We start from the raw sequence: 26,359 nt of genomic DNA, 5'->3' as shown, positions 1-26,359 counted from the left end.
TGGCACGGCCCGATCAGGTAGAATCCGCGGCCTTATCCATCAACGCACGTACGGAAAGACCCATGGGTAGAGGCCCCTCCATCGAGAACCGCAAAAACGCGTCTGACGCGAAGCGCGGCAAGATTTTCACCAAGATCATCCGTGAGATCGGCGTGGCCGCGCGCGGCGGTGGAGGCGACCCCAACAACAACCCGCGCCTGCGTGTGGCGGTGGACAAAGCACTGACCGCGAACATGTCCAAGGACGTGATTGAGCGCGCCATCAAGAAGGCCACCGGTGAACTGGAAGGCGTCGAGTACGAAGAGATCCGCTACGAGGGCTACGCGCCCGGTGGCGTGGCCGTCATCGTCGATTGCCTGACCGACAACCGCGTGCGCACCGTGGCCGATGTCCGCCATGCGTTCAGCAAGTGCGGCGGCAACATGGGCACCGAAGGCTCGGTCAGCTTCATGTTCAAGCGCGTGGGCGTGCTGCATTACGCTGCCGGCGCCGATGAGGACGCCATCTCCGAAGCGGCCATCGAGGCCGGTGCCGATGACATCGTGGTCTACCCGGAGGATGGCGCGATCGACGTGCTCACCGCCGCAGACAGCTTCCACGCGGTCAAGGATGCGATGCAGGCGGCCGGCCGCACGCCGGACCATGCGGAGCTGACCTTCCGTGCCGACAACGACATCAAGGTCGAGGGCGACACCGTCCTGCAGGTCAAGAAGCTGCTGGACATGCTGGAAGACCTCGACGACGTGCAGGACGTTTACTCCAACGCCGATCTCGGCGCGGACGCCTACGCCTGAACGTACGCTCCACCGGTCGCCTTTGGCGGCCGGTGAGCGGACAATGCGGACCATGATGACCCCAGACGTTTCCAGCCATCACCGCCGCATGCGTCCTGCCCGGATCAGCGGCGCCTGCGTGTGTGCCGCATGACCCGTATTCTCGGCATCGACCCGGGTTCACAACGGACCGGGGTCGGCATCATCGACGTCGACGCCAGCGGCCGGGTCAGCCACGTGCATCACCAGCCGCTGGTGCTGCTCGGGGCCGACGACTTCCCGCAGCGCATGAAGCTGCTGGTGCTGGGCCTGGCCGAGCTGTGCCACGAGTACCAGCCGCAGGAAGTGGCCATCGAAAAGGTGTTCATGGCACGCAACCCCGATTCGGCGCTGAAGCTGGGCCAGGCCCGTGGCGCGGCGATTTCGGCGGTGGTGCTGCGCGACCTGCCGGTGCACGAATACGCCGCCAGCGAGATCAAGCTGGCGGTGGTCGGTCGTGGCGGTGCCGAAAAGCAACAGGTTCAACACATGGTCGGGCTCATGCTCAACCTGAAAACCAAGCTGCAGGCCGACGCGGCCGACGCGTTGGCCGTGGCCATCACCCATGCCCACGTAAGGGCAACGGCCAACCGCCTGGGGCTGACTGCCCGCCAGGCGTGGGGCCGCAAATGAGGAGCTGCACGCAATGATCGGTCGACTGCGCGGAATCGTCGCCTACAAGGCGCCGCCGTGGCTGGTGGTGGACGTCAACGGGGTGGGCTACGAGCTGGAGGCGCCGATGAGCACCTTCTACGACCTGCCCGAGCTCGGCCGTGAGGTCATCCTCTACACCCATTATTCGCAGAAGGAAGACAGCGTCTCGCTGTACGGCTTCCTGCGCGAAGGCGAGCGCCGCCTGTTCCGCGACGTGCAGCGGGTCAGCGGCATCGGCGCGAAGATCGCGCTGGCCGTGCTGTCCGGCGTCACCGTCGAAGAATTCGCGCGCATGGTCCAGGCCGGCGACATCACCGCGCTGACCCGCATCCCCGGCATCGGCAAGAAGACCGCCGAGCGCATGGTGCTGGAACTGCGTGACCGCGCGGCGCAGTTCGGCGCCGGTGGCGCATTGCCGACCGGCAGTGGCCCGGCCCCAGCCGATCCGCTGTCCGATGCCACCGTGGCGCTGCAGCAGTTGGGCTACAAGCCGACCGAGGCGGCGCGGATGGCGCGCGAAGCCTTCAACGAGGGCGACGAGGTGGCGATGGTCATCCGCAAGGCCCTGCAATCGGCGCTGCGCTGAGCCGCTCCGTTTCCTTTCCAATTACACCCTGAGCTTCGCCAGGAGCCCCATGTCCAGCAGTCAAACCCCGCACACCGCCGCCCATGGCGGCCATGGTCACGCTCCCCCCGCGGGGGGGCTGGCGCTGATCATCGGTGCGATCGGCGTGGTCTTCGGCGATATCGGCACCAGCCCGCTGTACACCCTGAAGGAGGCGTTCTCGCCCCACTACGGGCTCACCAGCGACCATGACACCGTGCTGGGCGTGCTGTCGCTGGCGTTCTGGGCGCTGAACATCGTGGTCACCCTGAAGTACGTGACCATCATCATGCGCGCCGACAATGACGGTGAGGGCGGCATCATGGCGCTGATGGCGCTGACCCAGCGCACGCTGCGCAACGGGTCACGCTCGGCGTACGTGGTCGGCATCCTCGGCATCTTCGGCGCCTCGTTGTTCTTCGGCGACGGCGTGATCACGCCAGCGATATCGGTGCTGGGCGCGGTCGAAGGCCTGGAGGTGGCGGCCCCCGGGCTGCATGCCTTCATCGTGCCGATCACGGTGGTGGTGCTGCTGGCGGTGTTCGCGGTGCAGCGCTTTGGTACCGAGAAGATCGGCAAGCTGTTCGGCCCCATCACCTCGATCTGGTTCATCTCGCTGGCGGCGATCGGCATCTACAACATCGTCGACGCGCCGGAAGTGCTGAAAGCGTTCAACCCGTGGTGGGCGATCCGCTTCTTCATGGAACACGGCTGGCACAGCATCTTCATCCTCGGCGCGGTGGTGCTGGCGGTGACCGGTGGCGAGGCGCTGTATGCCGACATGGGTCACTTCGGTGCCAAGCCGATCCGCCACGCCTGGTACTTCTTCGTGCTGCCATGCCTGGTGCTGAACTACCTGGGGCAGGGCGCGCTGGTGCTCAACCATCCCGAGGCGGTGAAGAACCCGTTCTTCGAGGCGGTACCGTCGTGGGCGCTGTACCCGATGATCGTACTGGCCACGATGGCCGCAGTGATCGCCTCGCAGTCGGTCATCACCGGTGCGTTCTCGGTCTCGCGCCAGGCCATGCAGCTGGGTTACATCCCGCGCATGCGCATCAAGCACACCTCGCACGACACCATCGGCCAGATCTACATCCCCGGCATCAACTGGGGCATCGCGGTGATGGTGATCGGCCTGGTGCTGGCCTTCCGCAGCTCGTCCAACCTGGCCGTGGCCTACGGCATCTCGGTGTCGGCCACCATGCTGATCGACACCCTGCTGCTGGCCCTGGTCGCACGTTCGCTGTGGCCGAAGGCACGCAACTGGATCCTGCCGCTGTGCGTGGTGTTCTTCGTCATCGACCTGGGCTTTGTCATTGCCAACGGCGCCAAGCTGCTGCAGGGCGCCTGGTTCCCGGTGGTGCTGGGCATCTTCCTGTTCACCATGATGCGCACCTGGCGTCGTGGCCGCGAACTGCTGCGCGATGAGATCCGCAAGGACGGTATCCGCATCGACACCTTCCTGCCGGGCCTGATGCTGGCGCCGCCGGTACGCGTACCCGGCACCGCGGTGTTCCTCACCGCCGACCCGACCGTGGCCCCGCATGCGCTGATGCACAACCTCAAGCACAACAAGGTGCTGCACGAGCGCAACGTGTTCCTGCATGTGGTGACCCTGCCGGTGCCGTACGCAGCGGAGGGGCAGCGCCTCAAGATCGAATCGGTGGGCGATGAGTTCTACCGGGTCTACGTGCGTTTCGGCTTCATGGAGACCCCCGACGTCCCGCTGGCGCTGATGCGCTCGTGCGACCACGGCGGCATCTACTTCGACCCGATGGACACCACCTTCTTCGCCAGCCGCGAAACCATCGTCGCCACCGCCAACCGTGGCATGCCGATCTGGCGCGACAAGCTGTTCGCGCTGATGCACAGGAACGCCGCCCCCGCGACGGGCTTCTTCCGGATTCCGGGTAACCGCCTCGTAGAGCTGGGTGCGCAGGTGGAGATCTGACCGCACGGGGTCGGATCCCTTTTCCTCAGGAAAAGGGCTCTGACCCCATGTTCGGTTCGTGCCATCCAGCGCCATCCAGCGCCATCCACGCATGGCGTGGATCTGCCGTGTCGACCAAGGTCGACACCCACCAGGAGCAGGGCATGCCATTCCGGCAGATTGCGCAGATCTGTCGAAGGCGGGGTGGGTCCGGTTGCGGGGGCGTGAGCGCCATGGATGGCGCGACCGAGCTTACATGGACGTACTTGCAGCGTCCCCCGCAACCGGGCCCACCCCGCCATCCCTCAGGAAACCTGCTTCTGCTCTTGCTTCGGCTGTTGCCGTTGCTTTGGCCTCTGCAGGTGCCGGGCGCAGCCCGGCCGAATCCCCCCGCTTTTGCCGCATAATCAGCACATGACCGACGACCGCATCATCGGCGCCGGCGCCACCCGCGAGGATGACGCCGCCGACGCCAGCATCCGACCCAAGCGACTTGCCGATTACCTCGGCCAGGTGCCGGTGCGCGAGCAGATGGATATCTACATCCAGGCCGCCAAGGGTCGTGGCGATGCGCTGGACCACGTGCTGATCTTCGGCCCGCCCGGCCTGGGCAAGACCACCCTCAGCCATGTCATCGCCAACGAACTGGGCGTGGCCCTGCGCGTGACCTCCGGCCCGGTGATCGAAAAGGCGGGGGACCTCGCCGCGCTGCTGACCAACCTGCAGCCGCACGATGTGCTGTTCATCGACGAGATCCATCGCCTGTCACCGGTGGTGGAGGAAGTGCTGTACCCGGCGATGGAAGATTTCCAGATCGACATCATGATCGGCGAGGGCCCCGCAGCGCGCTCGATCAAGATCGATCTGCCGCCGTTCACCCTGATCGGCGCCACCACCCGCGCCGGCCTGCTGACCGCGCCGCTGCGCGACCGTTTCGGCATCGTCCAGCGCCTGGAGTTCTACAGCGTCGAAGAACTGACCCGCATCGTGCGTCGCTCGGCCGCCATCCTGGCCATCGACTGCACCGCCGACGGGGCAGGGGAGATCGCGCGCCGCGCGCGTGGCACCCCGCGTATCGCCAACCGCCTGCTGCGCCGCGTGCGCGATTACGCCCAGGTCAAGGCCGGTGGCCACATCGACCAGACCGTAGCCCAGGCGGCGATGCAGATGCTCAAGGTCGACCCGGAGGGCTTCGACGAGCTCGATCGTCGGCTGCTGAAGACCATGGTCGACTACTTCGACGGTGGCCCGGTCGGCATCGAATCGCTCGCTGCGGCGCTGTCTGAAGAGCGCGGCACGCTGGAAGACGTGGTCGAACCCTATCTGATCCAGCAGGGCTACCTGGTGCGCACCGCGCGCGGCCGCATGGCCACCCACAAAGCCTACCGGCACCTGGGCCTGAAGCCGAAGAACCCGCCGCAGGATCTGTTTGCCGAGGTCCCCGATGTCGGTTGAACCCTCGGTTGAACCCCGATTCAGTTGGCCGACACGCATTTACTGGGAAGATACCGACGCTGGCGGCGTGGTCTACCACGCCCGCTACGTGGCCTTCATGGAACGGGCCCGGACCGAATGGATGCGTGCGCTGGGCTACGGCCAGGAGCGCATGCGGTCCGAGCACGGCATGGTCTTCGCGGTGCGCTCCATGCAGATGGATTTCATCAAGCCGGCACGGCTGGATGACCAGCTGCAGGTCAGCGCCACCCTGGTCCAGCTGAAGAAGGCCAGCATGGTCTTCGACCAGCAGGTCCTGCGTGACGGCCAGCTGCTGCTGTCCGCGCAGGTCCGCATCGCCGCACTGGACGCGGCCAGTTTCCGCCCGCGTGGCATGGACGATATGGTCCTTGCCGCGCTGCAACCCCACCTCCACCCCGAATCCGAACAGAACTCTTGAGGAACAACGGATGATCGCAACGCTCCTGGCCCTGCAGGCCACGGTCACCGAGGCTTTGCCGGCTGACGTCAGCAATGCCGCGACCCAGACCCTTGCCCAGGCCACCACCGGCGGCGGCATCAACTACCTCGAACTGATGGCCAAGGCCAGCCTGCCGGTGAAGATCATCGTGCTGGCGCTGCTGGTCGGCTCGTTCGTCAGCTGGGTGATCATTTTCCGCAAGGCCCGCATCTTCAAGCAGGCCACCCGCGAAGCCGACGAGTTCGAGAACCGCTTCTGGTCCGGTGCCGACCTGGGCAAGCTGTACAGCTCGGCCACCGACCGCAGCCGCAATGTCGGCGGCCTGGAAGCGATCTTCGAAGCCGGTTTCCGCGAGTACACCCGCCTGCGTGACAAGCGCCGGCTGGATGGCCGCGCCCAGCTGGAAGGTGCCCAGCGCGCGATGCGCACCACCTACACCCGCGAAGTCGACCAGCTCGAACGCAACCTGGAACTGCTGGCCAACATCGGCTCGACCGCCCCGTACGTGGGCCTGGTCGGTACCGTGTTCGGCATCATGGTGACCATGCACGACATGATCAGCAGCGGTGCCCAGGCCGGTATCGCCGCCGTCGCCCCGGGCATCTCCGAAGCGCTGTTCGCCACCGCCATCGGCCTGTTCGTGGCGATTCCGGCAGTGTGGGCCTACAACCGCTTCACCACCCGCGTGGAGCGCATGTCGGTGCGTTTCGAGACCTTCGCCGACGAGTTCAGCTCGATCCTGCAGCGCCAGAGCGCTGGCGACGAGTAAGCGCCAGACCCGGGAGTCCAAGCCATGTCCGCTGCCATCGGTCGCCGCAAGCGCCGCAAGCTGAAATCGGAAATCAACGTCGTTCCCTATATCGACGTCATGCTGGTGCTGTTGATCATCTTCATGGTCACCGCGCCCATGCTCACCCTGACCTTCGACGTCGACCTGCCCAATTCCAACGCCAAGGCGCTGGAAAGCAAGCAGGATCCGTTGATCGTCTCGGTGCGCCAGGACGGTCAGCTCAGCCTGAAGCTGCCCGACGCCAAGGAACCCACCGCCGTCACCGCCGATGAACTGCAGGGCCACCTGTCCGGCATCGCCGCGCAGGACAAGGACGTGCGCGTGATCGTCGCCGCCGACCGTGCCGTGGCCTATGAGAAGGTCATCGCGGCAATGGATGTGATCAAGCGCGCCCACGTCGACAAGGTGAGCCTGGCCACCGATGCGAACTGACGCCCTGCCGCTACCGCACAAGCAGGAGCCCGGCTGGGGCCAGCCCCTGCTGCTGGCCGTGCTGGTGCACCTGCTGGTCGCGTTGATCTTCATCGGCGCCTGGCTGTGGTCACCGCAGCGCAATACCGATGCCGCCGCAGGCGATCCCTCGGTCGAGGCCAGCCTGGCGCTGTCCGCGTCCGAAGCCGCCGCCGCCCGCCAGGCCCTGCGCCAGTCGGAGAAGCTGGAAGACTTGCCGCCGCCGGTGGCCGAGCCGATCCCGGTGCCGGAAGACACCATCCCGCCGCCGCAGCCGATTGAAGAGCCGCGCCCGCAGGACGCGCCGACGCCGCAGCAGCAACAGGCGCAGGAGCGTGTCGCGCAGCCGGACACCAAGGACCAGGACGCAGTGAGCGCGCTGGCCATCTCGCAGGAGAAGGCCAAGCAGGAGCAGGAAGCCAAGCGCCGCCAGGAGCAGATCGACCTGACCGAACGCAAGCGCCAGGAAGAAGCCGAGCAGAAGCTGCGCCTGGCCAAGCAGCAGGAAGCGGACGCCAAGAAGAAGCAGGCCGAGCAGGAGCGTCTGGCGGCCGACAAGGCCGAGGCCGAGAAGCAGAAGAAGATCGCCGACATCCGTGCCCGCCGCGAGCAGGCCGAGAAGGAAGCCAAGCTGGCCGAGCAGAAGCTGCGCCAGGTGGCTGCCGCGCGCAATGCCGCAGGCACCGCCGCTGCCGGTGCCAGCGGCGCCGCACAGCCGGCTGCCGGTGGTGGCGGCAGCAGTGACGATCTGTCTGCCAAGTACGCGGCGGCCATCCAGGCCAAGGTGCTGGCGCAGTGGGTGCGTCCGGACAGCGTGCCGCTGGGCCAACGCTGCCAGATCACCATCAATCAGTTGCCGGGCGGTACCGTCCGCAGCGCCACGGTCAGCGCCGGCTGCCCGTTCGACGAGGCCGGCAAGCGCTCGATCGAGGCTGCGGTGCTCAACGCCCAGCCCTTGCCGTACCGAGGCTTCGAGCAGGTGTTCGCGCGCACGATCAACTTCACCTTCACCGCCCAGGATCGCTGAGGCGCAGGGGCAGGGCAGCCCTGTGGGGCTGTCCCGTTATGCGATGACGCCTCTGACTCTGGATCGTACGGTGCCGTCCAAGCCATGCTTTGGACGAGTCATCCGCACGGAAGTTGGCCGCGACGTTAACGGCATGTGAGAGACCTGGCTGGCACTGACCCGGAATTCACGTACCCTTGGTTCATGATTGCGAAGCGGTTCACTGCCGTTTTGTTATCCCTCGTTCCGGTTCCCCCTATTTGAGCGCTCCATGAAGAAGATGCCTCGCTGGCTTGCCGTGTTTGCGGCCCTGTTGTTGCCTTTCGCTGCCGTCGCGCAGCAGAAGGGGCTGGATATCGACATCATCGGCGGCAATGCCTCCGCGTTGCCGATTACCATCGTGCCGATGCCCTACCAGGGTTCGGCCGCTGCCCCGCAGACCGACGTCGCCGGTGTGGTCCGTGCCGACCTCGAACGTTCGGGCCAGTTCCGCACGCTGCCCGAAGCGCAGATCGTCGAAAAGCCGATCCGTGGCGGTGACATCCAGTTCGCCACCTGGCGCGCGCTGAAGCAGAACTACATCGTCGTCGGCCGGGTCATGGACGCCGGTGCCGGCGCCTACCGCGTCGAGTACGAACTGTTCGACGTGCCCAAGGGCGAGCGCCTGCTGGGCCTGGCGATGACCGCGCGCGGCAATGCCATGCGTGACGTCGCCCACCAGATGGCCGACGCCATCTACGAGAAGATCACCGGTGTCCGCGGCGCCTTCTGGACGCGCATCGCCTACGTGACCGCCAGCGGCAAGGGCGACGCCATGCGCTATGCGCTGATGGTCGCCGACTCGGACGGCTTCAACCCGCAGACCATCGTGCGTTCGGCCGAGCCGCTGCTGTCGCCGTCGTGGAGCCCGGATGGCAACAAGCTGGCCTACGTGAGCTTCGAACGTGGCAACTCGGCCATCTACATCCAGAACATCTCCACCGGCGCCCGTGAACTGGTCACCAGTTTCCGCGGCATCAACAGCGCCCCGGCCTTCTCGCCGGACGGCCGCAAGCTGGCCCTGACCCTGTCGCGTTCGGGCAACCCGGAAATCTACGTGATGGACCTGGGCAGCAAGCAGCTGACCCAGCTGACCAACCACTTCGCCATCGACACCGAGCCGACCTGGGCCCCGGACGGCAGCGCGGTGTACTTCACTTCCGACCGCGGCGGTCGCCCGCAGGTCTACAAGGTCGGTGCCGGTGGTGGCAGCGCCGAGCGCGTGACCTTCCAGGGCAACTACAACGCCAAGCCCTCGGTGTCCTACGACGGCAAGAAGATCGCCGTGGCCCAGGGTTCGGGCAACAGCTACAAGATCGCGCTGATGGACAGCTCGCTGGGCTCGCCCCGTTGGAGCACGCTGTCGCCGGGTTCGCTGGACGAATCGCCGAGCTTCTCGCCCAACGCGAGCATGGTGCTGTATGCCGCCCGTGAGGGTGGTCGTGGTGTGCTGTACGCCGTCTCGGCCGACGCGCGCGTGCGCCAGCGCCTGGTTCTGGCAGACGGTGATGTGCGCGAGCCGGCATGGTCCCCATACCGTACCCAGCGCTAAAAGAGTGTTAATATTTTCTCTGTATTGAACCCCTCATCGGCTTAGGAGCCACAAAGGTATCGCCATGAACAAGTCCACCCGCGTTCTGCTTGTTTCCCTGCTGTCCGTGGCCGTCCTGGCCGGTTGCTCGAAGAAGGTCAAGGAAGAAGCTCCGGCTCCGGTCGATACCGGCACCTCGACCACCACCCCGACCGGTCCGTCCACCTCCGGCCTGTACGGCCCGGGCGATCTGGACACCGATGCCTGCCTGCGTCAGCGCGTTGTCTACTTCGACCTGGACAAGGAAGAAGTGAAGCCGGAATTCCAGGCCATCATGGCTTGCCACGCCAAGTACCTGCGTGACCGTCCGTCTTCGCGCATCACCCTGCAGGGCCACACCGACGAGCGCGGTTCGCGCGCGTACAACCAGGCCCTGGGCGAGCGTCGTGGCAACGGCGTCAACTCGGCGCTGCAGGCCAACGGTGGCTCGGCTTCGCAGCTGACCGTCGTGTCCTACGGTGAAGAGCGTCCGGTCTGCACCGAGTCGAACGAGTCCTGCTGGTCGCAGAACCGTCGCGTCGAAATCGTCTACACCGCGCAGTAATCCATGCGCCTTGGCATCAAACTGATGCTGGTCGTTGCGGCAGCCCTCGTGGCTGCCGCACCGGCGCATGCACAACGTCAGAGTCTGGCCGACCGTGTCGGTTCGCTCGAGCAGCAGATGTACAACAACAGTGCCAACCAGGACCTGTTGAACCAGATCAATCAGCTGCGGCAGCAGGTCACCAGCCTGCAGGCCTCGATCGAGCAACTCCAGCACGACAACGCCCAGCTCAAGCAGTCCGCCCAGGACCAGTACCTGGATCTGGACAGCCGCCTGAACCGGTTGGAAGGGGGCTCTGCCGCCCCGGCCCTGCCTGCTGTTCCGGCGAGCGCACCGAAGGCTCCTGCAGCCCCGGCAAAACCCGCAGCGGCGGCCACTTCCGAGCGGCCGCCTTCCGTCCATGGTGACCCGGGCAGCCTGGCCGTCACCGGTGACGAGCGTACGTCCTACAACGTGGCCTTCGATGCGTTGAAGGCAGGCAAGTACGATGATTCGGCGCAGCTGTTCCTGAGCTTCCTGGAGCTGTACCCGAACGGCGTCTACGCCCCCAATGCGCTGTACTGGCTGGGCGAGAGCTATTACGCCACCCGCAATTTCCCGATGGCCGAGTCCCAGTTCCGCGAATTGCTCTCGCGCTATCCCACCCACGACAAGGCCGCAGGTGGCCTGCTCAAGGTCGGCCTCTCGCAGTATGGCGAGGGCAAGGTCGACCAGGCCCAGCAGACGCTGGAGACCGTCGTGGCGCAATACCCGGGCTCGGATGCCGCGCGTACCGCGCAGGACCGCCTGCAGTCGATCCGCCTCGGCAATCAGATCCGCTGATCCGCTGACCGGGCGTACAATACGCCCCCTGGCGCTGGGTTGACTCCCGGCAGCCTCCTGTAGAGCCGAGCCCATGCTCGGCTGCTTTCGTTTCCGGCGCCGATACATCCGTCGCCCGCCCCATGAAGAATTGTTTGCCATGACCGCCGTCACTCCGTCCAACGCCGTCGCCACGCCCAGCGAGATCGTGCAGTCGCCACTGCCGCGCCTGAAGATCACCGAGATCTTCACCTCGCTGCAGGGTGAGGCCGATACCGCCGGTTGGCCGACCGTGTTCGTGCGCCTGACCGGTTGCCCGCTGCGCTGCCAGTACTGCGACACCGCGTACGCCTTCCACGGCGGCACCTGGTGGGACATTGATGACATCGTCGCCGAGGTGCTGGCGCAGGGTGTGCGCCATGTATGCGTCACCGGCGGCGAGCCGCTGGCACAGAAGCGCTGCCTGGTGCTGCTGCAGAAGCTGTGCGATGCCGGCCTGGATGTGTCGCTGGAAACGTCCGGCGCGCTGGACGTCAGCGCGGTCGATCCGCGTGTATCGCGTGTGGTCGACATCAAGACCCCCGGCTCGGCCGAGGTCGCGCGCAACAAGCTGGAAAACCTGCCGCTGCTGACCGCGCGCGACCAGATCAAGTTCGTGATCTGCAACCGCGAAGACTACGACTGGGCCAAGGCCATGGTCGCCGAGCACCAACTGGTGCAGCGCACGATGGTGTTCTTCTCGCCCAGCAAGGGCGAGATCACCGCCCGCCAGCTGGCTGACTGGATCGTGGAAGACCGGTTGCCGGTGCGCTTCCAGATGCAGTTGCATAAGATTCTCTGGAATGACGAACCGGGCCGCTGAGCCCGTCCGTTGTTCCTTGATGTAGTTCCGGCGCGGGACAGCGTGCTGGCTTTTCCCCCAAACCGGATGATTTACCCATGAAGAAGGCAGTCGTGCTTCTCTCCGGCGGCATGGATTCAGCCGCCGTCATCGCCATGGCCCAGGAACAGGGCTTCGCCGTGCATGCCCTGAGCGTGCGTTACGGCCAGCGCCATACCTCCGAGCTGGATGCCGCCGCGCGCGTGGCCAAGGCCCAGGGCGTGATCGTGCACAAGACCGTGGACGTGGACCTGCGCAGCATCGGCGGCTCGGCGCTGACCGACGATATCGACGTGCCCGAGGCGGGCGGCGAGGGCATCCCGGTTACCTACGTGCCGGCGCGCAACACCATCATGCTGTCGCTGGCGCTGGGCTGGGCCGAAGTACTCGGTGCCAACGACATCTTCTGCGGCGTCAACGCCGTGGACTACTCCGGTTACCCGGATTGCCGCCCCGAGTTCATCGCCGCCTTCCAGGCGCTGGCCAACTTGGCGACCAAGTCGGGCGTGGAAGGCGCGGGCATCACCGTGCACGCGCCGCTGCAGTTCCTCAGCAAGGGCCAGATCGTCAGCGAAGGCGTGCGCCTGGGCGTGGACTTCGGCCTGACCGTGTCCTGCTACAACGCCGATGCCAGCGGCGCGGCCTGTGGCCACTGCGACGCCTGCCGACTGCGCGCGCAGGGCTTCACCGACGCCGGCGTGGCCGACCCGACGCTGTACGCCTGAGACGCGGGCCGCCGGGCATGGCCCGGCACCACCGGGTGGTCTGATACTGGTAGGTGCCAACCTTGGTTGGCACTCCCTATCCTGGCGCTACCGGCGCTTGGATTCCGGTAGTGCCGGCCGCTGGCCGGCAGCCTCATTGGCGCGCGCAGGCCGCAACCAACCCGATGCTTCGATGAAGCCGCGCACCGCTGCAGGATCCTCGTAATCCAGCTCGATCATCCGTGCGATCGCCGCCTGCTCATCAGGCTGCCGGCGCATGTACTCCTGCGCGATGCGATACCCCGCGTAGTAGCCCAGATCGCTCACCCCGAACGCATTGCGGGCGCTGTTGTACAGCCAGTTGTCCAGGTCATCGCCGTCCATCTCGGCGATGAAGCGAAGGCGGATCTCCGATTCGTGCAACGGCCCGTAGGCATACAGCGGCAGTGCCGGTCGGCGCCCGCTGATCCGCTCGGCGATGTACTCGGCCACGCCCTCGCGCACCGCGTACTGCGCGAGGGAACCGGTGGTCTCGCGCTGCTGGGTGTGCACGTACTCATGCAGGTTGTTCTGCGCATTGTTCGCGCCCGGAATGCTGTCGTAGAAGATCCGCAGGCGGCTGCGCAACGGCTCCGGCAGTTCGCTGACATCCACGCTTGCATCGCCGAGTGCCATTTCCGCGCCGATCAGCACCTGGTTGCCCAGCGTGGTGCCACCTGTGCGCAGCACGCCCACCGCATAGGTGATGCTGGCCGGGCGCAGGGCGGGGTAGAGCCTGCGGAACGCCGCCAGATCCCGCTCCAGCGTGGCGCTGGCCTGCTGTACGTTGGTGGTCAGCGGCCGCACCGAGGCCCAGAAGCGCGGCCAGGCGAGCATGGCGTCGGCGTACTCGGCGGCGGTGTAGTTGCGCACCTTCATCAGCGCATGCAGGCCGGGGCTGCCCGGATCGATGTAGCGCTGCTGGACCAGGGCCACCCGCTGCGCGGCATCGGGTTCGGCAAGCACCGCATCGTAGGTAGCCCAGAAGCGGTCGATATCGTCGGTCCGCACCTGTGTAGGCGATGCCGCAGAGGCGGCAAACGGCAGCAACAGGGCGAGCATCAGCGGCAGTGGCAGGCGCATCCATCGCTCCGGGGCAGGGTCGCAGGTGAGATGCGGCGGGCGGCGGAAAGGTTTAGACGCCCGCAGTTTGGGCGGTGCCGGCCGCTGGCCGGCAACCTGATAGATCCCCGGCTTCACCCAGCCCGGAAAAGTACGGTAGAATGCCCACCCCGCCGAAAGGCCGGGGCCTTGCATGGGCCGTTAGCTCAGTCGGTAGAGCAGAAGACTTTTAATCTTTTGGTCGATGGTTCGAATCCATCACGGCCCACCATTGCAGGCAATGACTTCGGTCATAGAAAAAGGCACCGCGAAGCGGTGCCTTTTTTGTTGCGGAACGTGGAGTCCTACCTGGACTTCGCGCCCTGGGAACGGGCTGTCTCGAGGTCTGCCTCTACCTTGGCGGCAGCATTCGCAGCACGCTCTACTGCGGCGCGTTCAGCGTCGAACCGAGCCTGCCGCTGGGCGCTGTAATTGCGCTCCAGTTCCAGCGAGGCAATGAAACTGTCGGGATGCTTCGCGGCGCATGCCTGCTGCACCAATTGCACGGCACGGTCGGACAGGCCGGGTTGGATGTTGCCGAGCAGGCAGTCGGCGTACGGTACGGACGCGGCCGGGCTTGCGGCCAGTGCGGCAATGATCATGGCATTCAACATGCGAACCTCCTTGTGTCAGTGTCGATGGAACTCGGGACGAACCCGGCCCGAGTATGGGCTGGATTGTGGTGCAGGTGCGCCTACTCAGGCCGGATATCCCGGCACACCAGCTCCGCCAGCCCGCGGCAGGCGAAGAACAGCCCTTCGACCACGCCGTCATCCAGATGCCGATCCGGCGTTGCCATCGATCGGCAGCGATCGATGGCGTGCAGCATCTCTGCCACGGTCAGCATGCCGACGGCAGCCCGCTCCACGCGTGACAGTGCCACCCTGCGCCCTGCGGGAAGGCTTGCATCAGGCCAGGGCTGGCCGTCTGCACCTTCGCCCGCCCGGATGCGTTCGAGGCAGCCCAGAAACGTGCTTAGTTCGGGTATGGGGTTGTCATCGTCGTCGTTGACGCTGGCTACATATGAGGCATAGGACGGACGTTCGGTCATCTCGGCTTCCTCGGCTCTGGGGTGGGAATGCCACCGCGCAGAGCGGGTGGCGGACGGTGCGTGGCTGCAAGCCGGAATGACATCAAGCAATTGACCGGCGGGCCCGAAGACCCCCACGCACCGCCCGCCATAGAGGCCGACGGATCACCCGCCGGCACGGTCCGGAAACAGTGCCGACGGGCGAGCGCAAACAACGTGCTTGATAGTCGTTACGGGCTTGCAGGCCCGGTGCCACCCGTTGTCGGTGGCGCAGCATGGTGTTTACGCTCGCGCTTGGATTTCAATCAGAAATTTCCGGAAGGAAATGCGGAATCCAGGCGCGCGGCGATGGTGGCGCAGGCGTGCCCTGCGCAGCAAGCGTCAGTACACTACGCATTCGTTCTCGCGCGTGGTCGATCGCGTTGGAGAATGCCGCAAACCGCACATGGCGGCGCATCTGTCGTGAACCAGCGCGTGTAAAGCTGGCTTCGCTTTCGCCGTCAATGTCCTCTGTGCGTTCCTGTGTACCCACCGCATTTCGGTGCAGGTGCGACGGTAGAGGCGTCCTTGGCGGTTCAAACGCGACACGTGGCGGTGCACGCGCGGTATGGGGGGCCGTACGCGGGCGTGAGTCACGGCAAGTCATCCACGCATGGCGTGGATCTACGCATCTGGCAGGGATGTTAAGAGGGATGTTAAGCATGTCGCAGCCGCCAACGCTTGCCTCCGGACGCTATGCTCGGCATCTTTCCCTGGATGGGGCGCCCGAATGCGCTTGATCGTGCTGTCGCTGTTGTTGTCCGCTGTCTCCGCCACGCCGCTGATGGCCGCCGAACCGGCGTCGCAGCCGGTGGTCGCTTCGCCGCTGACCATCGGCGAAACCTTCACCGTGCAATCCAAGGCGCTGGGCGAAACCCGCCGCATCAACGTGTACCGCCCGCAACCGTGGGGCCTGGACCCGAAGACGCCGCTGCCGGTGCTATACATGCCCGACGGCGGCATCGGCGAGGATTTCCTGCACGTGGCCGGGTTGGTGCAGGTGCTGACCGGCAACGGCAGCATGCGTCCGTTCCTGCTGGTCGGCATCGAGAACACCGAGCGCCGCCGCGACATGACCGGCCCCAGCAACGTGGCGGAGGATCGCAAGATCGCGCCACGCATTGGTGGCTCAGCGGCGTACCGTGATTTCCTGCGCGATGAACTGATGCCGCAGGTGCGCCAGCGCTACCCGACCACCGACGAGCGCGCGTTGATCGGTGAGTCGTTGGCGGGCCTGTTCGTGGTCGAGACGCTGCTGCAGGAGCCGACCTTGTTCAACAGCTATATCGCGCTGGACCCCAGCCTGTGGTGGAACCGCAGCGCTTTGCTGTCTGGCGCAGGCAAGCAGTTGCCGTCAGTTGCCCGCAGTGGCGCACGGCTGTTCCTGGCCAGTAGTGGTCAGCCGGAACTGGCCGCATCAAGTGCACGCTTGGCGGCGGAGCTGCAGCAGGCATCACCGGCAACGCTGGTGAAATACCAGCCGCTGCCGGAAGAGACCCACGCGACGATCTACCACCCGGCGGCGCTGCAGGCGCTGCGCACGCTGTTCCCGGCACCGCCGCCGGCCTCGCCCTGAGAGTGGCTTGGCGTGCAGCAACGCGGCGTGTGAGGATGCGGTAGCGGCGCCATCTGGGTGCGCCGCCCGCAACGGGAGAGCGAACGGATGCAGCGTTTACGTGGATGGAGTGTGGCGGTCTGCCTGGCCGTGAGTGGTTGTGCGATGGCGGTGGCGCCGCCAGCCGCGCAGGGTGAAGCGAAGGAGAGCGCGGCCACCGCTGTGCCGGGCGTGGTGCTGCCGGATACCGAAGCGCTGCGCGTGCACGATCCTGTTGGTCGTGATTATCCGATCTGGGTGGCACTGCCGGCCGACTATGCCGCGCATCCTGAAAAACGCTACCCGGTGCTGTACGTGACCGATGCGCTGTACAGCTTTCCGCTGGTGCGCAGCGTGCGCAACCTGGTGGGGCAGCAGGGTGTCAACATCGAGGATTTCATCCTGGTCGGGTTGCCGCCGCAGGAAGGCCTGACGTCCAAGCAGAGCCGCTCGCGCGACTACACCCCCAGTGATCCTGTCCGCACGCCTGCCGGCTATTACAGCGATGACGTCACCTATGGCGGCGCGGCCCACTACCGCGACTTCCTGGCTGACCACGCGCTGCCGATGATCGATGCGCGCTACCGTACCGATCCGGCCCGGCGCGTGTTCGCGGGTCATTCCTATGGCGCGCTGTTTGGTGCTTACGTGCTGACGACCCAGCCCGACATGTTCGGCACCTACATCCTGTCCAGTCCGTCGCTGTGGTTCGACCAGGGCCTGCTGCCGCGCATGCAGGACGCCGCGGTAATGCCTTCGCAGCCCACCCGTGTGCTGCTGTCGGTGGGCGGCTACGAGACGGTCAAGCCGGGGCCACGCTATTCAACGGGCAATGACATGCTGCGGCAGACCGCCGACTTCACCGGCCAGCTGCAGGGCAGTGGGCGAAAGCTGCAGGTGGAGAACATCGTGATTGATGACGAAGACCATCTCACTGTGTATCCGCGCGTGATCACCCGTGCGCTGCTGCAGGTGCTTCCGGGTGAGGGGCCGTATACCGGCGGTTGACGGCCGGCTCCATCCACGCATGGCGTGGATCTACTGGCAGCATTTTCCGTTCACGCAACGGTGCGCATCGCAGTAGATCCACGCCATGCGTGGATGAATGCCTCACGCGGCCTGTGCATCCGCCGCGGTCAACACGCCGACATCCGCATGCCGGAAGCACAGCCGGATCGCATCCAGCAGCTCGCTCATGTTGTAGGGCTTGGGCAGGAAGTGGATGCCGTCGTGCAACTGCGGCAGCACGGCATGCTGGTCCATGCCTGAAGTCACCAGGATCGGCAGCTCGGGATAGAGGCCGCGCACGCGGTTGGCGGCCTCGATGCCGCTGACCCGGCCGAGATTGACGTCGGTGAACATCAGGTCGAAGCGCTCACCGGCCGCCAACAGGCCCAGCGCGGCTTCGGCGCTGCTGACGCCAGCGACGTGGCAGGCCTGGCTCTCCAGCGCCATCCGGCTCAGTTCACGGGTTTCCTCGGCGTCTTCGATCAGCAGGACGCGTGGTTCAACGTGGCGCTTGGACAGCAGCATGACGCAACAACTCCGGACGGCAGGGCATGAAAGGCGCGCAAGTATGCGCAAGCCGGGGGTGATTCCGGCGTGCACGCCAGGCTAAGTGAGCGTTACAGCCGATGCTGGCGCCGGCGGCGAACCTGCCAGGCCAGCGCTGCGACCGCCAGCAGTGCGGTGCCGATGCGCAGGCTGGTGGCCTGCCAGCCGAGCGCAACGGCGTCGTCGAGGCTGAATACATTCCAGGCCAGGTTCATCGATATGTGCAGGGCCAGACCGCACCACAGGGTGTTGCCGTCGAGGTGGTCGAGCCAGGCGAAGATGAAACCACCGAAGGCGATCACTACGCCGACGAACAGGGCCATGCCGCCGCCGTCGAGGCCACCAAAGCCCAGCCAGTGCACCATGCCGAACAGCAGGGCCTGCGGCAGCGCCAGCAGCGGCCACGGGCCGCGCACGATGCGTACCAGCAGGGCGAAGCCGAGGCCGCGGAACAGCACTTCTTCGGCCAGCGGGAACAGCACGCCCAGCATCGCGGCATCCAGTGCTGTCAGCGCCGTGTTGGCCGTCCCCAGCATGGCCAGCCCCAGCCAGCACGGCAGGCTGGCCAGCAGTACCCACAACGGGCCGCCGCTGCCGTTTCCCCGCAGGCCGAGGCTGGCCAGCACGCCCACACCGCGGGGGCGCAGCAGCGCGGCCAGCAGCAGCGCCACCAGCACCGCCAGCGCGTTGTCCAGCAGGCTGCCACCGTAGGGCATGGGCAGGGCGGGAATCGGAGCTCCCAGCGCGGCACTGATGTCACGCACGTTCAGGCCGAGGCCAACGCCCAGCAGCACCAGCAACAGGCGCATGCCGGTGGGAATCGAGTCGCGGGCAGTCATCTGCATTCCTTGCAGCGGGGGAGCGGGCAGTCTGCAGGGCGGGGGATGGGGCGGCACGCGCCGGAAGTCCCTCTGCCATCGGTCATGCGTTGCCGCACAGTCATCCGCACGCAGGTACAGTCGAGGCCAGACCGACAGGAGCAATGCGAATGCTGTGCCCCGTGTGCAAGACCCAGACCCTGCAGATGTCCGAACGCCATGGCATCGAGATCGACTACTGCCCGAGCTGCCGTGGGGTATGGCTGGATCGTGGCGAACTGGACAAGATCATCGAACGCGCCACCGACGGTGCTGGTGCCGCCATGCCGCCGCCAGGGCCCGCGCCTGTGCAACCGCAGGCCGCGCCGCCGCCGGTGATGCACCGCGATACCCGTCATCTCGGCCAGCGCCATGATGACAACCGTGGCCAGTACAGCCAGGGCTACAAGAAAAAGAAGAAGGAGAGCTTCCTCTCCGAGCTGTTTGATTTCTGACGCCGCTCAGGGCCGGCGCAGGATGAATTCGCGGTCGCGGCTGTCGCCGACGATGAAGTCGTACTCGCCGGCCTTGCTGCAGCCGTAACGCGCGTAGAAGCGCTGCGCACCGAAGTTCTCTTCCCACACGCCCACCCACAGGGTGCGGCGCTGTGGCTGGTCCAGCCAGGCCATGAACGCATCCATCAGCCGCGCGCCGTGGCCGCCGTTCTGGTGGCTGGCCAGGATGTACAGACGCTTCAGTTCGACGTCGCCGTCGCGCGCGTCCGCATGCGGCAGGGTGTTGGCACCGGCGGCCAGATAGCCCACCACCGTTTCGCCATCCAGCAGCAGCCACACCGCGCTGCGCGGGTCGGACAGTTCGACCCGCTGCGGTGCGCTGCCGTAGTGATCCTGCAGGAAGGTGCGCAGGTCCTGCGGCGGATAGGAATCGCCCCAGGTTTCGGTGTAGGTGGCGATGGCGATCGCCGACAAGACGTCGACGTCGGCCAGGGTGGCGCGGCGGATATGCAACGACATGGTGCAGCCTGCAATGGAACGTGCGGCAGTGTAGCCGGCCCCGGTGGTTGCCGGGGCTGGCTAGTGCTCACGATTGCCTGCTCAGAACCACATGCGGATGCCGGCGACCCAGCGCGTATCGCATGCATGGTCGCCGGCATAGTCTGCCGTGTCGCCGAACGCGCGTTCGTGGCTGATGCCGATGTACGGTGCGAAGCGGCGATTGAATTCGTAGCGCAGGCGCAGGCCGGCTTCGACCTTGTTGAGGCCGCGGCCGATGCCGTACTCGGGTTCATCCTTGCTGGCCACGGTCGCTTCCAGCAGGGGCTGCAGGATCAACCGGTTGGTCAACAACACGTCGTATTCGATTTCGGCCTTGGCCATCAGCTGGCCACCGGAGCCGGCATACAGCGTGGCCGAGCTTTCGAACTTGTACGGCGCCAACCCCTGGATGCCGATCGCCGCCCAGGTGCGTGAGTCGGCGGGGCGGAAGTCCTGGCGTACGCCGACCAGCACGTCCCACCACGGCGAAATGGCGCGCCCGTAGAGTGCTTCCACGCCTGACGATTCCGTGCGGCCTTCGCTGCGTTCGCCATCGGTGCGCAGCCACAGGCGGTTGATGTTGCCGCCGATCCAACCGCTGGCCTCCCAGGCCTGGCCGTTGCCGTTCTTTCCATCCCAGTGTTCCAGGCGATCGATCAGCAACAGGCTGTTGATCTCCGGAGCGTGCTCCATCGCACCATGCGCGATGGGCGGGAATGCGGCCGCACGATCGGCATCGGTGGGGACCGGGATCGGCTCGCGTGGCTCGGTAGGTGCGGGCGTGCCATGGCCCATCGCCGCGTGATCCATCTGGGAATGGTCCATCGTGGAATGGTCCATCGCCGCCGGTTCCATCGCACCATGGTCCATCTTCGAATGGTCCATCTTCGAATGATCGACCCGTTCGACCGGCGCCTTCGCGGTTTTCGCCGGCGGGTCCATCGCGGCCATGTCATGGCCTGCATGTGATTGCGCGAATACCGGCAATGCAGCAGCCAGGCCCAAGGCCAGCAGGCTGGGGGAAAGGAGTGAGCGGCTCATTCTTCGATCCTCACTTCGCGCATCATGCCGGCTTCCATGTGGTACAGCAGATGGCAGTGGTAGGCCCAGCGGCCGAGTGCATCGGCGCGCACGCGATAGGTGCGGCGGGTGCCGGGCGGCATGTCGATGGTGTGCTTGCGCACCTGGAATTCACCTTGCGCGTTTTCCAGATCGCTCCACACGCCATGCAGATGGATCGGGTGCTGCATCATGGTGTCGTTGACCAGCACGATGCGCATGCGCTCGCCGTAGTTCAGGCGCAGTGGCTCGGCACCGGCGAAGGGAATGCCATCGAACGACCAGGAGAACTTCTCCATGTGGCCGGTGAGGTGCAGCTCGATCTCGCGGCTCGGCTCGCGGCCATCGGGGTCTTCGAACAGGCTGCGCATCGCACCATAGGTCAGCACCTGGCGGCCGTTGTCGCGCAGGCCGATGCCGGGGTCGTCCAGTTTCGGCTCGGTGGCCGAGCTCTGCATGTCCACCAGCGGGTTGTTGCGCTCGCTGGCGGGATGCTTCGGTGCCTTGCTGGCGGTATCGCCGCCACCATGCGCACCGTGGCCCATGCTGGCGCCGCAGCCGCCTTCCATGCCCTTCATCGCCGCCATGTCGTGGCCGCCGTGGCCCCCGCCGCCCATGTCATGACCCATGTCGCTCATCGTCAGCAGCGGGCGCGGGTCGCGCGCGGGAATCGGTGCCTGCAGGCCATGGCGCACGGCGAGGGTGCCGGCGGCATAGCCGGTGCGGCCCATGTCCTGGCAGAAGATGGTGAAGGCATCCTGGCCGCTGGGTTCCACCAGTACGTCGTAGGTTTCGGCCGGGGCGATGCGGAACTCGTCGATGCTGACCGGATGGATGTACTGGCCGTCGGCGGCGACCACGGTCATCTTCAGGCCGGGGATGCGCACGTCGAAGTAAGTCATCGACGCGCCATTGATGAAACGCAGCAGCACCTTTTCGCCACTGCGGAACAGCCCGGTCCAGTTGCCGGCAGGCGCAGTCCCGTTCATCAGGTAGGTGTAGGTGTGCGCGTTGATGTCGGAGATGTCGCTGGGCGTCATCCGCATCCGGCCCCACATGCCGCGGTCGGACAGTGCGGCCGACCACCCGTCGCGCTTCGCATCGCGCAGGAAGTCGGGCAGGGTGCGCTTGTAGTAGTTGTCGTGCTCGGCGAGCTTCTTCATGCGCCGGAACAACGCACCCGGGTCCATGTCGGTCCAGTCGGACAGCATGATCACGTGCTCGCGGTCGTGGTGGTACGGCGCCGGCTCTGCCGGGTCGATGATCAGCGCACCGTACAGCCCTGCCTGTTCCTGGAACAGCGAATGGCTGTGATACCAGTAGGTGCCGGACTGCTTGAGATTGAAGTGGTAGTGGTAGGTCTCGCCGGGGCCGATGCCGTTGAAGCTCAGGCCGGGTACGCCATCCATGTTGGCCGGCAACAGGATGCCGTGCCAGTGGATGGAGGTGGGGTGCTGGCCGAGCGTGTTGCGCACGAACAGGTCCACGGTCTGGCCTTCGCGCCAGCGCAGGATCGGTGCCGGCAGCGAGCCATTGACGGTGATCGCCGGGCGGGTGCGGCCGGTGAAGTTGGCCAGCGACTCGCCGATGGCCAGTTCAACGCGGGTATCGCTGATGACCGCCGGCGCGCCGGCCAGGCGTGGCGCGGCAGAGGCGGCGGCAAGCGCACGCTGCGGGACGCCGGCTGCGGCGATGCCGGCAACCACGCCGCCAGCGGCGATGCCCTGCACGAAAAGACGACGCGACGGCATGGGCACAGCGCCCGGGCCGGGAGGAATACGGGTACTCATGGTGGTGACTCCAAACACGGAAAGACGCCAGCGCAGGGCCGGCTTCGGTGCGCAGCGCGCACGAGGCGTGTTGGATCAGCCGATGGGAGGGCGTGAGATCGGCGGCAGCGGCGGTGCCGGGCGGCCGTTGGCAGGCATCGGCTGCGGGGTCAAGGAAAGACCGGGGCCGGCCAGGAACGGTAGTGCCTGCACCGCCAGCAGCGGATGCTGGGCGCAGCTGCGCACGCAGTCCTTGATCTGGCAGTGCGCGTCATGGGCGGGGGCCTTGGCCTGCGGCGCCTCGTCGGCGGTCATGCCGGCGTGGTGGTGGCAGTCCGCATCGCCCTCATCGGTCATGGCCGAGGTCATCGCGTGGGCCATGCGGCCCATCTCTTCGTGCCCGCTGGCCATGGCCGCGTTCAGCCCGTTGAGCAACAGGCTGAGCATGAGCACGACACGGAGCAGGGTCGAGGCGAGGGACATGGCGTCAATTTAGCCGCAAGCGGGGCCGGATGCACTTCATGCTGAATGGTGTGTTCAAGGTTGGAGCTGCACCAATGTAGTGCCGAGCCCATGCTCGGCGCTTCTGCGCGAACGGCAGCCGAGCGTGGGCTCAGCTCTACAGGGGCATCAGCGTACGGTTGGCGCTACCCTTCCTCGCGCACGATCTCCACCAGGCGCGGACCATAGCGGCTGAGCTTGGTGCCGCCGATGCCACCGACCCGGGCCAGCTCGTCCAGCGAGGTCGGGCGCTGTTCGGCGATGTTGCGCAGGGTGCTGTCGTGGAAGATCACGAAGGCCGGTACGTTCTGCTCGCGCGCCAGCTCGGCGCGCAGGCCGCGCAGCGCATTGAACAGGGCCAGGTCCTGTGGCAGCACCGACAGGCCGGTGCGCTGCGCACTACGTTCGCGCCCGGTGCTGGCACTGACCGCATCACGGCGCATGCTGATCTGGCGGCGACCGGTCAGCACGTCGCGGCTGGCATCGGTCAGGCGCAGGCCGCCGTGTCCCTCGCTGTCCACTTCCAGCATGCTGGCAGCCACCAGCTGGCGGAACACGCTGCGCCAGGTGCGCGCATCCAGGTCGCGGCCGATGGCGTAGGTGCTCAGCTTGTCGTGGCCCTGCTGCTTGACCTTCTCGTTCTCGCTGCCGCGCAGGACGTCGATCAGGTGGCCGACGCCGAAGCGCTGGCCACTGCGGTACACACAGCTCAAGGCCTTCTGCGCGGGGATGGTGGCATCCCAGGCCGCAGGCGGGGTCAGGCAGTTGTCGCAGTTGCCGCAGGGCTTGGGATAGGTTTCACCGAAACCGGCCAGCAGCACCTGGCGGCGGCACTGCATCGATTCGCAGTAGCCCAGCAGGTGGTCGAGCTTGGACCGCTCCAGCTGCTTGCGCTCCTCGCTGGCCTCGGACTGCTCGATCATCTGCTTGAGCAGCACCACATCGCCCAGCCCGTAGCAAAGCCAGGCCTCGGCGGCTTCACCATCGCGGCCGGCGCGGCCGGTCTCCTGGTAATAGCCTTCCATCGACTTGGGTAGATCGGTGTGGGCGACGAAGCGCACGTCCGGCTTGTCGATGCCCATGCCGAAGGCGATGGTGGCGCACATGACAATGCCGTCCTCGCGCAGGAACCGGCGCTGGTTGTTGGCACGCACTTCCGAGGGCAGGCCGGCGTGGTAGGGCAGGGCGTTGAAACCCTGCGTGCACAGGAACTCGGCGGTTTCCTCCACCTTGCGCCGTGACATGCAGTAGACGATGCCGGCCTCGCTGCGATGGCTGCGCAGGAAATCGCTCAGCTGCTTGCGGGCGTTGTCCTTCTGCACCACGGTGTAGCGGATGTTGGGGCGATCGAAAGAGCTGACGAAGTGTCGTGCTTCGGCCAGGTCCAGACGCTCGGCAATCTCGCGCTGGGTCGGCGGGTCGGCGGTAGCGGTCAGGGCGATCCGCGGAATCTCCGGCCAGCGCTCGTGCAGGACGGTCAGCTGCCGATATTCGGGGCGGAAGTCGTGGCCCCATTGCGACACGCAATGGGCTTCGTCGATGGCGAACAGGGCGATCCGGCTGCGCGACAGCAGCGACAGGAAGCGGCCGGTCAGCAGGCGCTCGGGGGCGACATAGAGCATGTCGAGCTCACCGGCGAGCAGTTCGCGTTCGACCCGGGCGGCCGTTTCGGCGTCCAGGGTCGAGTTCAGGAATTCGGCGCGCACGCCGAGCTGGCGCAGGGCTTCTACCTGGTCCTGCATCAAGGCGATCAGCGGCGAGATGACGATGCCACAGCCGTCTCGCAGCAGGGCGGGCACCTGGTAGCACAGCGACTTGCCGCCACCGGTAGGCATCAGCACCAGGGCATCGTGACCGGCAGCCACATGCTCCACGATGTCCTGCTGCGGACCACGGAAATCGTCGTAACCAAAGACGCGGCGGAGCAGGTCGTGCGCGGGACGGGAAGCCATCCGGCTAGTTTACCCCGGCGGGGGTTCGGCCGGGTTGCACCCGGCACCCGCTATGAGCCAGAGCAACATCAACGTCAAAGGCAACAGCCGGCTCTGGGGTAATCCGTGGTTTGGCGGGGCGGTGTCGGATTGCGGGGACGCCGTAAACCCGTCCGTGGGGGCTTGGCCGCGGCATCCATGCCGCGGACACCCCGCAATCCGACACCGCCCCACCTTCGACAGTTTCCCGGTGACGGTTGGGCCATCCACGCCATGCGTGGATCAAATCTGTCAGATATCGACAAACAAAATGGGGTCAGATCCGTTTTCCTGCGGAAAACGGATCTGACCCCAAGATGGTCCGACAGATCGCGGAAATCTGTCGAAGGCGGGGTGGGTCCGGTGGCAGGGGTGTCCGCGGCATGGATGCCGCGGCCAAGCCCCCAAGGACGGGTTTACGGCGTCCCCTGCCACCGGACCCACCCCGCCTACCCACAGGAACCCAGCTTTTGCTTCGGCCGTTGCCGTTGCAGTTGCCTCTGCGGGTGCAGGGCGCCGCCCTGCCGAACCCCCACCCCTTACTGGAGCAGGGAACGCAGCATCCACGCGTACTTCTCGTGGGTCTGCAGGCGCTGGGTCATCAGATCCTCGGTCGGGGCGTCGTCAGCGTCGTCGGCCACATCCAGCACTTCACGTGCCGTACGGCATACCGCTTCGTTGGCGACCACCAACTGGCGTACCATTTCACGCCAGTCCGCACTGTCGGTCAGGCCCGGCTCCTCGACGATCGAGGTCAGCGCAGCAAATTCCCGGTAGGAGCCCGGGGCATTGAAGCCCAGTGCGCGGATGCGCTCGGCCACGTCGTCCAGTGCCGCCCACTGCTCGGTGTACTGCGTCTCGAACATGGTGTGCAGCGAGTTGAACATCGACCCGGTGACATTCCAGTGGAAGTTGTGGGTCTTCAGGTAGAGCGTGAACGCATCGGCCTGGAACCGCGCCAAACCGTCGGCGATCTTCTTGCGGTTGCCCTGGGTGATCCCGATATCGATGTTCGGGGCCGACGGCGCGGAAGCCGCAAGCTTCTGCTTGCCGGTCTTGGGCTTGGTCGTGCTCTTGGTCTTCGCCATGGGGTTCCTCCTTGTGGAATCGTTGGCCTTCACAATAAATCAG

Annotated in this window: 28 protein-coding genes and 1 tRNA gene; 18 read left to right on the top strand and 11 right to left on the bottom strand. The window is 66.1% G+C overall.

Going from position 1 to position 26,359, the window contains the following annotated elements; all coding sequences use genetic code 11:
• The first annotated feature begins 62 nt into the window (after nt 1-62).
• The 14 genes from QOL57_RS08080 (at nt 63) to queC (ending at nt 12,741) form a co-directional block, all read left to right on the top strand.
• Nucleotides 63-794, top strand: coding sequence for a YebC/PmpR family DNA-binding transcriptional regulator (locus QOL57_RS08080; RefSeq protein ID WP_089236564.1), 732 nt, complete (start codon nt 63-65; stop codon nt 792-794).
• Between the two features lie 129 nt (nt 795-923).
• Nucleotides 924-1,445, top strand: coding sequence for a crossover junction endodeoxyribonuclease RuvC (gene ruvC / locus QOL57_RS08075; protein ID WP_089236563.1), 522 nt, complete (start codon nt 924-926; stop codon nt 1,443-1,445).
• Nucleotides 1,446-1,458: 13 nt separating this feature from the next.
• Entirely contained in the window at nt 1,459-2,052 is a 594-nt protein-coding gene (ruvA, locus tag QOL57_RS08070) for a Holliday junction branch migration protein RuvA (RefSeq protein WP_089236562.1), read from the top strand.
• Between the two features lie 49 nt (nt 2,053-2,101).
• Entirely contained in the window at nt 2,102-4,021 is a 1,920-nt protein-coding gene (locus QOL57_RS08065) for a potassium transporter Kup (protein ID WP_089236561.1), read from the top strand.
• A gap of 393 nt (nt 4,022-4,414) precedes the next feature.
• Nucleotides 4,415-5,455, top strand: a complete 1,041-nt coding sequence (gene ruvB / locus QOL57_RS08060; protein ID WP_089236560.1) for a Holliday junction branch migration DNA helicase RuvB — start codon at nt 4,415-4,417, stop codon at nt 5,453-5,455.
• On the top strand, nt 5,445-5,894 hold the full coding sequence (ybgC, locus tag QOL57_RS08055) for a tol-pal system-associated acyl-CoA thioesterase (protein WP_089236559.1): 450 nt from the start codon (nt 5,445-5,447) through the stop codon (nt 5,892-5,894). The genes ruvB and ybgC overlap by 11 nt, the downstream gene beginning before the upstream one ends.
• A 10-nt stretch (nt 5,895-5,904) precedes the next feature.
• Complete coding sequence (gene tolQ / locus QOL57_RS08050; RefSeq protein WP_025874672.1) at nt 5,905-6,684, top strand: protein TolQ; 780 nt, start codon at nt 5,905-5,907, stop codon at nt 6,682-6,684.
• A gap of 24 nt (nt 6,685-6,708) precedes the next feature.
• Nucleotides 6,709-7,137 carry a protein TolR gene (gene tolR, locus QOL57_RS08045; protein ID WP_089236558.1) on the top strand — a complete coding sequence of 143 codons (429 nt, stop codon included), beginning with the start codon at nt 6,709-6,711 and terminating at the stop codon, nt 7,135-7,137.
• Nucleotides 7,127-8,182, top strand: a complete 1,056-nt coding sequence (gene tolA, locus QOL57_RS08040) for a cell envelope integrity protein TolA (RefSeq protein WP_089236557.1) — start codon at nt 7,127-7,129, stop codon at nt 8,180-8,182. Before tolR ends, tolA begins: the two co-directional genes overlap by 11 nt.
• Nucleotides 8,183-8,432: 250 nt before the next feature.
• Complete coding sequence (gene tolB / locus QOL57_RS08035) at nt 8,433-9,752, top strand: Tol-Pal system beta propeller repeat protein TolB (RefSeq protein WP_089236556.1); 1,320 nt, start codon at nt 8,433-8,435, stop codon at nt 9,750-9,752.
• Nucleotides 9,753-9,816: 64 nt separating this feature from the next.
• Nucleotides 9,817-10,335 (top strand): peptidoglycan-associated lipoprotein Pal, encoded by a 519-nt coding sequence (pal, locus tag QOL57_RS08030; protein ID WP_089236555.1) that lies wholly within the window; start codon nt 9,817-9,819, stop codon nt 10,333-10,335.
• Between the two features lie 3 nt (nt 10,336-10,338).
• Nucleotides 10,339-11,157 (top strand): tol-pal system protein YbgF, encoded by an 819-nt coding sequence (gene ybgF / locus QOL57_RS08025; RefSeq protein ID WP_088100990.1) that lies wholly within the window; start codon nt 10,339-10,341, stop codon nt 11,155-11,157.
• 139 nt (nt 11,158-11,296) lie between these two features.
• On the top strand, nt 11,297-11,998 hold the full coding sequence (queE, locus tag QOL57_RS08020; RefSeq protein WP_089236554.1) for a 7-carboxy-7-deazaguanine synthase QueE: 702 nt from the start codon (nt 11,297-11,299) through the stop codon (nt 11,996-11,998).
• A 77-nt stretch (nt 11,999-12,075) separates the two neighbouring features.
• A complete protein-coding gene (gene queC, locus QOL57_RS08015) occupies nt 12,076-12,741 on the top strand; it encodes a 7-cyano-7-deazaguanine synthase QueC (protein WP_089236553.1) in 666 nt (221 codons plus the stop codon).
• An 87-nt stretch (nt 12,742-12,828) separates the two neighbouring features.
• Here queC and QOL57_RS08010 read toward each other — a convergent pair whose 3' ends face one another.
• Complete coding sequence (locus tag QOL57_RS08010) at nt 12,829-13,842, bottom strand: DUF2268 domain-containing putative Zn-dependent protease (protein ID WP_089236552.1); 1,014 nt, start codon at nt 13,840-13,842, stop codon at nt 12,829-12,831.
• Nucleotides 13,843-14,016: 174 nt separating this feature from the next.
• Here QOL57_RS08010 and QOL57_RS08005 point away from each other — a divergent pair.
• Nucleotides 14,017-14,092 (top strand) — tRNA-Lys (locus QOL57_RS08005).
• 73 nt (nt 14,093-14,165) lie between these two features.
• On the opposite strand, the gene QOL57_RS08000 is transcribed toward QOL57_RS08005, so the two are convergent.
• Nucleotides 14,166-14,474, bottom strand: coding sequence for a hypothetical protein (locus QOL57_RS08000; RefSeq protein ID WP_089236551.1), 309 nt, complete (start codon nt 14,472-14,474; stop codon nt 14,166-14,168).
• Between the two features lie 80 nt (nt 14,475-14,554).
• Nucleotides 14,555-14,911, bottom strand: coding sequence for a hypothetical protein (locus QOL57_RS07995; RefSeq protein WP_089236550.1), 357 nt, complete (start codon nt 14,909-14,911; stop codon nt 14,555-14,557).
• A gap of 748 nt (nt 14,912-15,659) precedes the next feature.
• On the opposite strand from QOL57_RS07995, the gene QOL57_RS07990 reads away from it, so the two are divergent.
• Both QOL57_RS07990 and QOL57_RS07985 read left to right on the top strand, forming a co-directional pair.
• Nucleotides 15,660-16,505, top strand: a complete 846-nt coding sequence (locus QOL57_RS07990; RefSeq protein ID WP_089236549.1) for an alpha/beta hydrolase-fold protein — start codon at nt 15,660-15,662, stop codon at nt 16,503-16,505.
• Between the two features lie 87 nt (nt 16,506-16,592).
• On the top strand, nt 16,593-17,531 hold the full coding sequence (locus tag QOL57_RS07985; protein WP_089236548.1) for an alpha/beta hydrolase-fold protein: 939 nt from the start codon (nt 16,593-16,595) through the stop codon (nt 17,529-17,531).
• Between the two features lie 102 nt (nt 17,532-17,633).
• On the opposite strand, the gene QOL57_RS07980 is transcribed toward QOL57_RS07985, so the two are convergent.
• A complete protein-coding gene (locus QOL57_RS07980) occupies nt 17,634-18,056 on the bottom strand; it encodes a response regulator (protein ID WP_089236547.1) in 423 nt (140 codons plus the stop codon).
• A 92-nt stretch (nt 18,057-18,148) separates the two neighbouring features.
• Nucleotides 18,149-18,922, bottom strand: coding sequence for a CPBP family glutamic-type intramembrane protease (locus QOL57_RS07975; RefSeq protein ID WP_176429829.1), 774 nt, complete (start codon nt 18,920-18,922; stop codon nt 18,149-18,151).
• Nucleotides 18,923-19,065: 143 nt separating this feature from the next.
• On the opposite strand from QOL57_RS07975, the gene QOL57_RS07970 reads away from it, so the two are divergent.
• Nucleotides 19,066-19,389 carry a zf-TFIIB domain-containing protein gene (locus QOL57_RS07970; protein ID WP_089236545.1) on the top strand — a complete coding sequence of 108 codons (324 nt, stop codon included), beginning with the start codon at nt 19,066-19,068 and terminating at the stop codon, nt 19,387-19,389.
• Between the two features lie 6 nt (nt 19,390-19,395).
• On the opposite strand, the gene QOL57_RS07965 is transcribed toward QOL57_RS07970, so the two are convergent.
• The 6 genes from QOL57_RS07965 to QOL57_RS07940 all read right to left on the bottom strand — a co-directional run bounded on the left by QOL57_RS07965 (nt 19,396) and on the right by QOL57_RS07940 (nt 26,316).
• Nucleotides 19,396-19,908 carry a GNAT family N-acetyltransferase gene (locus QOL57_RS07965; RefSeq protein ID WP_089236544.1) on the bottom strand — a complete coding sequence of 171 codons (513 nt, stop codon included), beginning with the start codon at nt 19,906-19,908 and terminating at the stop codon, nt 19,396-19,398.
• 81 nt (nt 19,909-19,989) lie between these two features.
• Entirely contained in the window at nt 19,990-20,970 is a 981-nt protein-coding gene (locus tag QOL57_RS07960; protein ID WP_089236543.1) for a copper resistance protein B, read from the bottom strand.
• Entirely contained in the window at nt 20,967-22,778 is a 1,812-nt protein-coding gene (locus tag QOL57_RS07955) for a copper resistance system multicopper oxidase (RefSeq protein WP_089236542.1), read from the bottom strand. Before QOL57_RS07955 ends, QOL57_RS07960 begins: the two co-directional genes overlap by 4 nt.
• Before the next feature lie 75 nt (nt 22,779-22,853).
• Nucleotides 22,854-23,240 (bottom strand): CopL family metal-binding regulatory protein, encoded by a 387-nt coding sequence (locus QOL57_RS07950; RefSeq protein WP_089236541.1) that lies wholly within the window; start codon nt 23,238-23,240, stop codon nt 22,854-22,856.
• Nucleotides 23,241-23,404: 164 nt separating this feature from the next.
• A complete protein-coding gene (gene recQ, locus QOL57_RS07945; protein WP_089236540.1) occupies nt 23,405-25,210 on the bottom strand; it encodes a DNA helicase RecQ in 1,806 nt (601 codons plus the stop codon).
• Nucleotides 25,211-25,767: 557 nt separating this feature from the next.
• Nucleotides 25,768-26,316 carry a Dps family protein gene (locus QOL57_RS07940; RefSeq protein ID WP_089236539.1) on the bottom strand — a complete coding sequence of 183 codons (549 nt, stop codon included), beginning with the start codon at nt 26,314-26,316 and terminating at the stop codon, nt 25,768-25,770.
• Nucleotides 26,317-26,359 lie beyond the last annotated feature (43 nt).

It is taken from the genome of Stenotrophomonas sp. yr243 (assembly GCF_900184195.1).
Lineage (GTDB): Bacteria > Pseudomonadota > Gammaproteobacteria > Xanthomonadales > Xanthomonadaceae > Stenotrophomonas > Stenotrophomonas lactitubi.
The sequence above is the reverse complement of the archived record's forward strand: the minus strand, read 5'-3'. Positions and strand labels throughout refer to the sequence as shown.

Excerpts from the sequence above, each read along its gene's own strand:
- QOL57_RS08080 (WP_089236564.1), top strand. The coding sequence starts at position 63 with ATGGGTAGAGGCCCCTCCATCGAGAACCGCAAAAACGCGTCTGACGCG.
- ruvC (WP_089236563.1), top strand. The coding sequence starts at position 924 with ATGACCCGTATTCTCGGCATCGACCCGGGTTCACAACGGACCGGGGTC.
- ruvA (WP_089236562.1), top strand. The coding sequence starts at position 1,459 with ATGATCGGTCGACTGCGCGGAATCGTCGCCTACAAGGCGCCGCCGTGG.
- QOL57_RS08065 (WP_089236561.1), top strand. The coding sequence starts at position 2,102 with ATGTCCAGCAGTCAAACCCCGCACACCGCCGCCCATGGCGGCCATGGT.
- ruvB (WP_089236560.1), top strand. The coding sequence starts at position 4,415 with ATGACCGACGACCGCATCATCGGCGCCGGCGCCACCCGCGAGGATGAC.
- ybgC (WP_089236559.1), top strand. The coding sequence starts at position 5,445 with ATGTCGGTTGAACCCTCGGTTGAACCCCGATTCAGTTGGCCGACACGC.
- tolQ (WP_025874672.1), top strand. The coding sequence starts at position 5,905 with ATGATCGCAACGCTCCTGGCCCTGCAGGCCACGGTCACCGAGGCTTTG.
- tolR (WP_089236558.1), top strand. The coding sequence starts at position 6,709 with ATGTCCGCTGCCATCGGTCGCCGCAAGCGCCGCAAGCTGAAATCGGAA.
- tolA (WP_089236557.1), top strand. The coding sequence starts at position 7,127 with ATGCGAACTGACGCCCTGCCGCTACCGCACAAGCAGGAGCCCGGCTGG.
- tolB (WP_089236556.1), top strand. The coding sequence starts at position 8,433 with ATGAAGAAGATGCCTCGCTGGCTTGCCGTGTTTGCGGCCCTGTTGTTG.
- pal (WP_089236555.1), top strand. The coding sequence starts at position 9,817 with ATGAACAAGTCCACCCGCGTTCTGCTTGTTTCCCTGCTGTCCGTGGCC.
- ybgF (WP_088100990.1), top strand. The coding sequence starts at position 10,339 with ATGCGCCTTGGCATCAAACTGATGCTGGTCGTTGCGGCAGCCCTCGTG.
- queE (WP_089236554.1), top strand. The coding sequence starts at position 11,297 with ATGACCGCCGTCACTCCGTCCAACGCCGTCGCCACGCCCAGCGAGATC.
- queC (WP_089236553.1), top strand. The coding sequence starts at position 12,076 with ATGAAGAAGGCAGTCGTGCTTCTCTCCGGCGGCATGGATTCAGCCGCC.
- QOL57_RS08010 (WP_089236552.1), bottom strand. The coding sequence starts at position 13,842 with ATGCGCCTGCCACTGCCGCTGATGCTCGCCCTGTTGCTGCCGTTTGCC.
- QOL57_RS08000 (WP_089236551.1), bottom strand. The coding sequence starts at position 14,474 with ATGTTGAATGCCATGATCATTGCCGCACTGGCCGCAAGCCCGGCCGCG.
- QOL57_RS07995 (WP_089236550.1), bottom strand. The coding sequence starts at position 14,911 with ATGACCGAACGTCCGTCCTATGCCTCATATGTAGCCAGCGTCAACGAC.
- QOL57_RS07990 (WP_089236549.1), top strand. The coding sequence starts at position 15,660 with ATGCGCTTGATCGTGCTGTCGCTGTTGTTGTCCGCTGTCTCCGCCACG.
- QOL57_RS07985 (WP_089236548.1), top strand. The coding sequence starts at position 16,593 with ATGCAGCGTTTACGTGGATGGAGTGTGGCGGTCTGCCTGGCCGTGAGT.
- QOL57_RS07980 (WP_089236547.1), bottom strand. The coding sequence starts at position 18,056 with ATGCTGCTGTCCAAGCGCCACGTTGAACCACGCGTCCTGCTGATCGAA.
- QOL57_RS07975 (WP_176429829.1), bottom strand. The coding sequence starts at position 18,922 with ATGCAGATGACTGCCCGCGACTCGATTCCCACCGGCATGCGCCTGTTG.
- QOL57_RS07970 (WP_089236545.1), top strand. The coding sequence starts at position 19,066 with ATGCTGTGCCCCGTGTGCAAGACCCAGACCCTGCAGATGTCCGAACGC.
- QOL57_RS07965 (WP_089236544.1), bottom strand. The coding sequence starts at position 19,908 with ATGTCGTTGCATATCCGCCGCGCCACCCTGGCCGACGTCGACGTCTTG.
- QOL57_RS07960 (WP_089236543.1), bottom strand. The coding sequence starts at position 20,970 with ATGAGCCGCTCACTCCTTTCCCCCAGCCTGCTGGCCTTGGGCCTGGCT.
- QOL57_RS07955 (WP_089236542.1), bottom strand. The coding sequence starts at position 22,778 with ATGAGTACCCGTATTCCTCCCGGCCCGGGCGCTGTGCCCATGCCGTCG.
- QOL57_RS07950 (WP_089236541.1), bottom strand. The coding sequence starts at position 23,240 with ATGTCCCTCGCCTCGACCCTGCTCCGTGTCGTGCTCATGCTCAGCCTG.
- recQ (WP_089236540.1), bottom strand. The coding sequence starts at position 25,210 with ATGGCTTCCCGTCCCGCGCACGACCTGCTCCGCCGCGTCTTTGGTTAC.
- QOL57_RS07940 (WP_089236539.1), bottom strand. The coding sequence starts at position 26,316 with ATGGCGAAGACCAAGAGCACGACCAAGCCCAAGACCGGCAAGCAGAAG.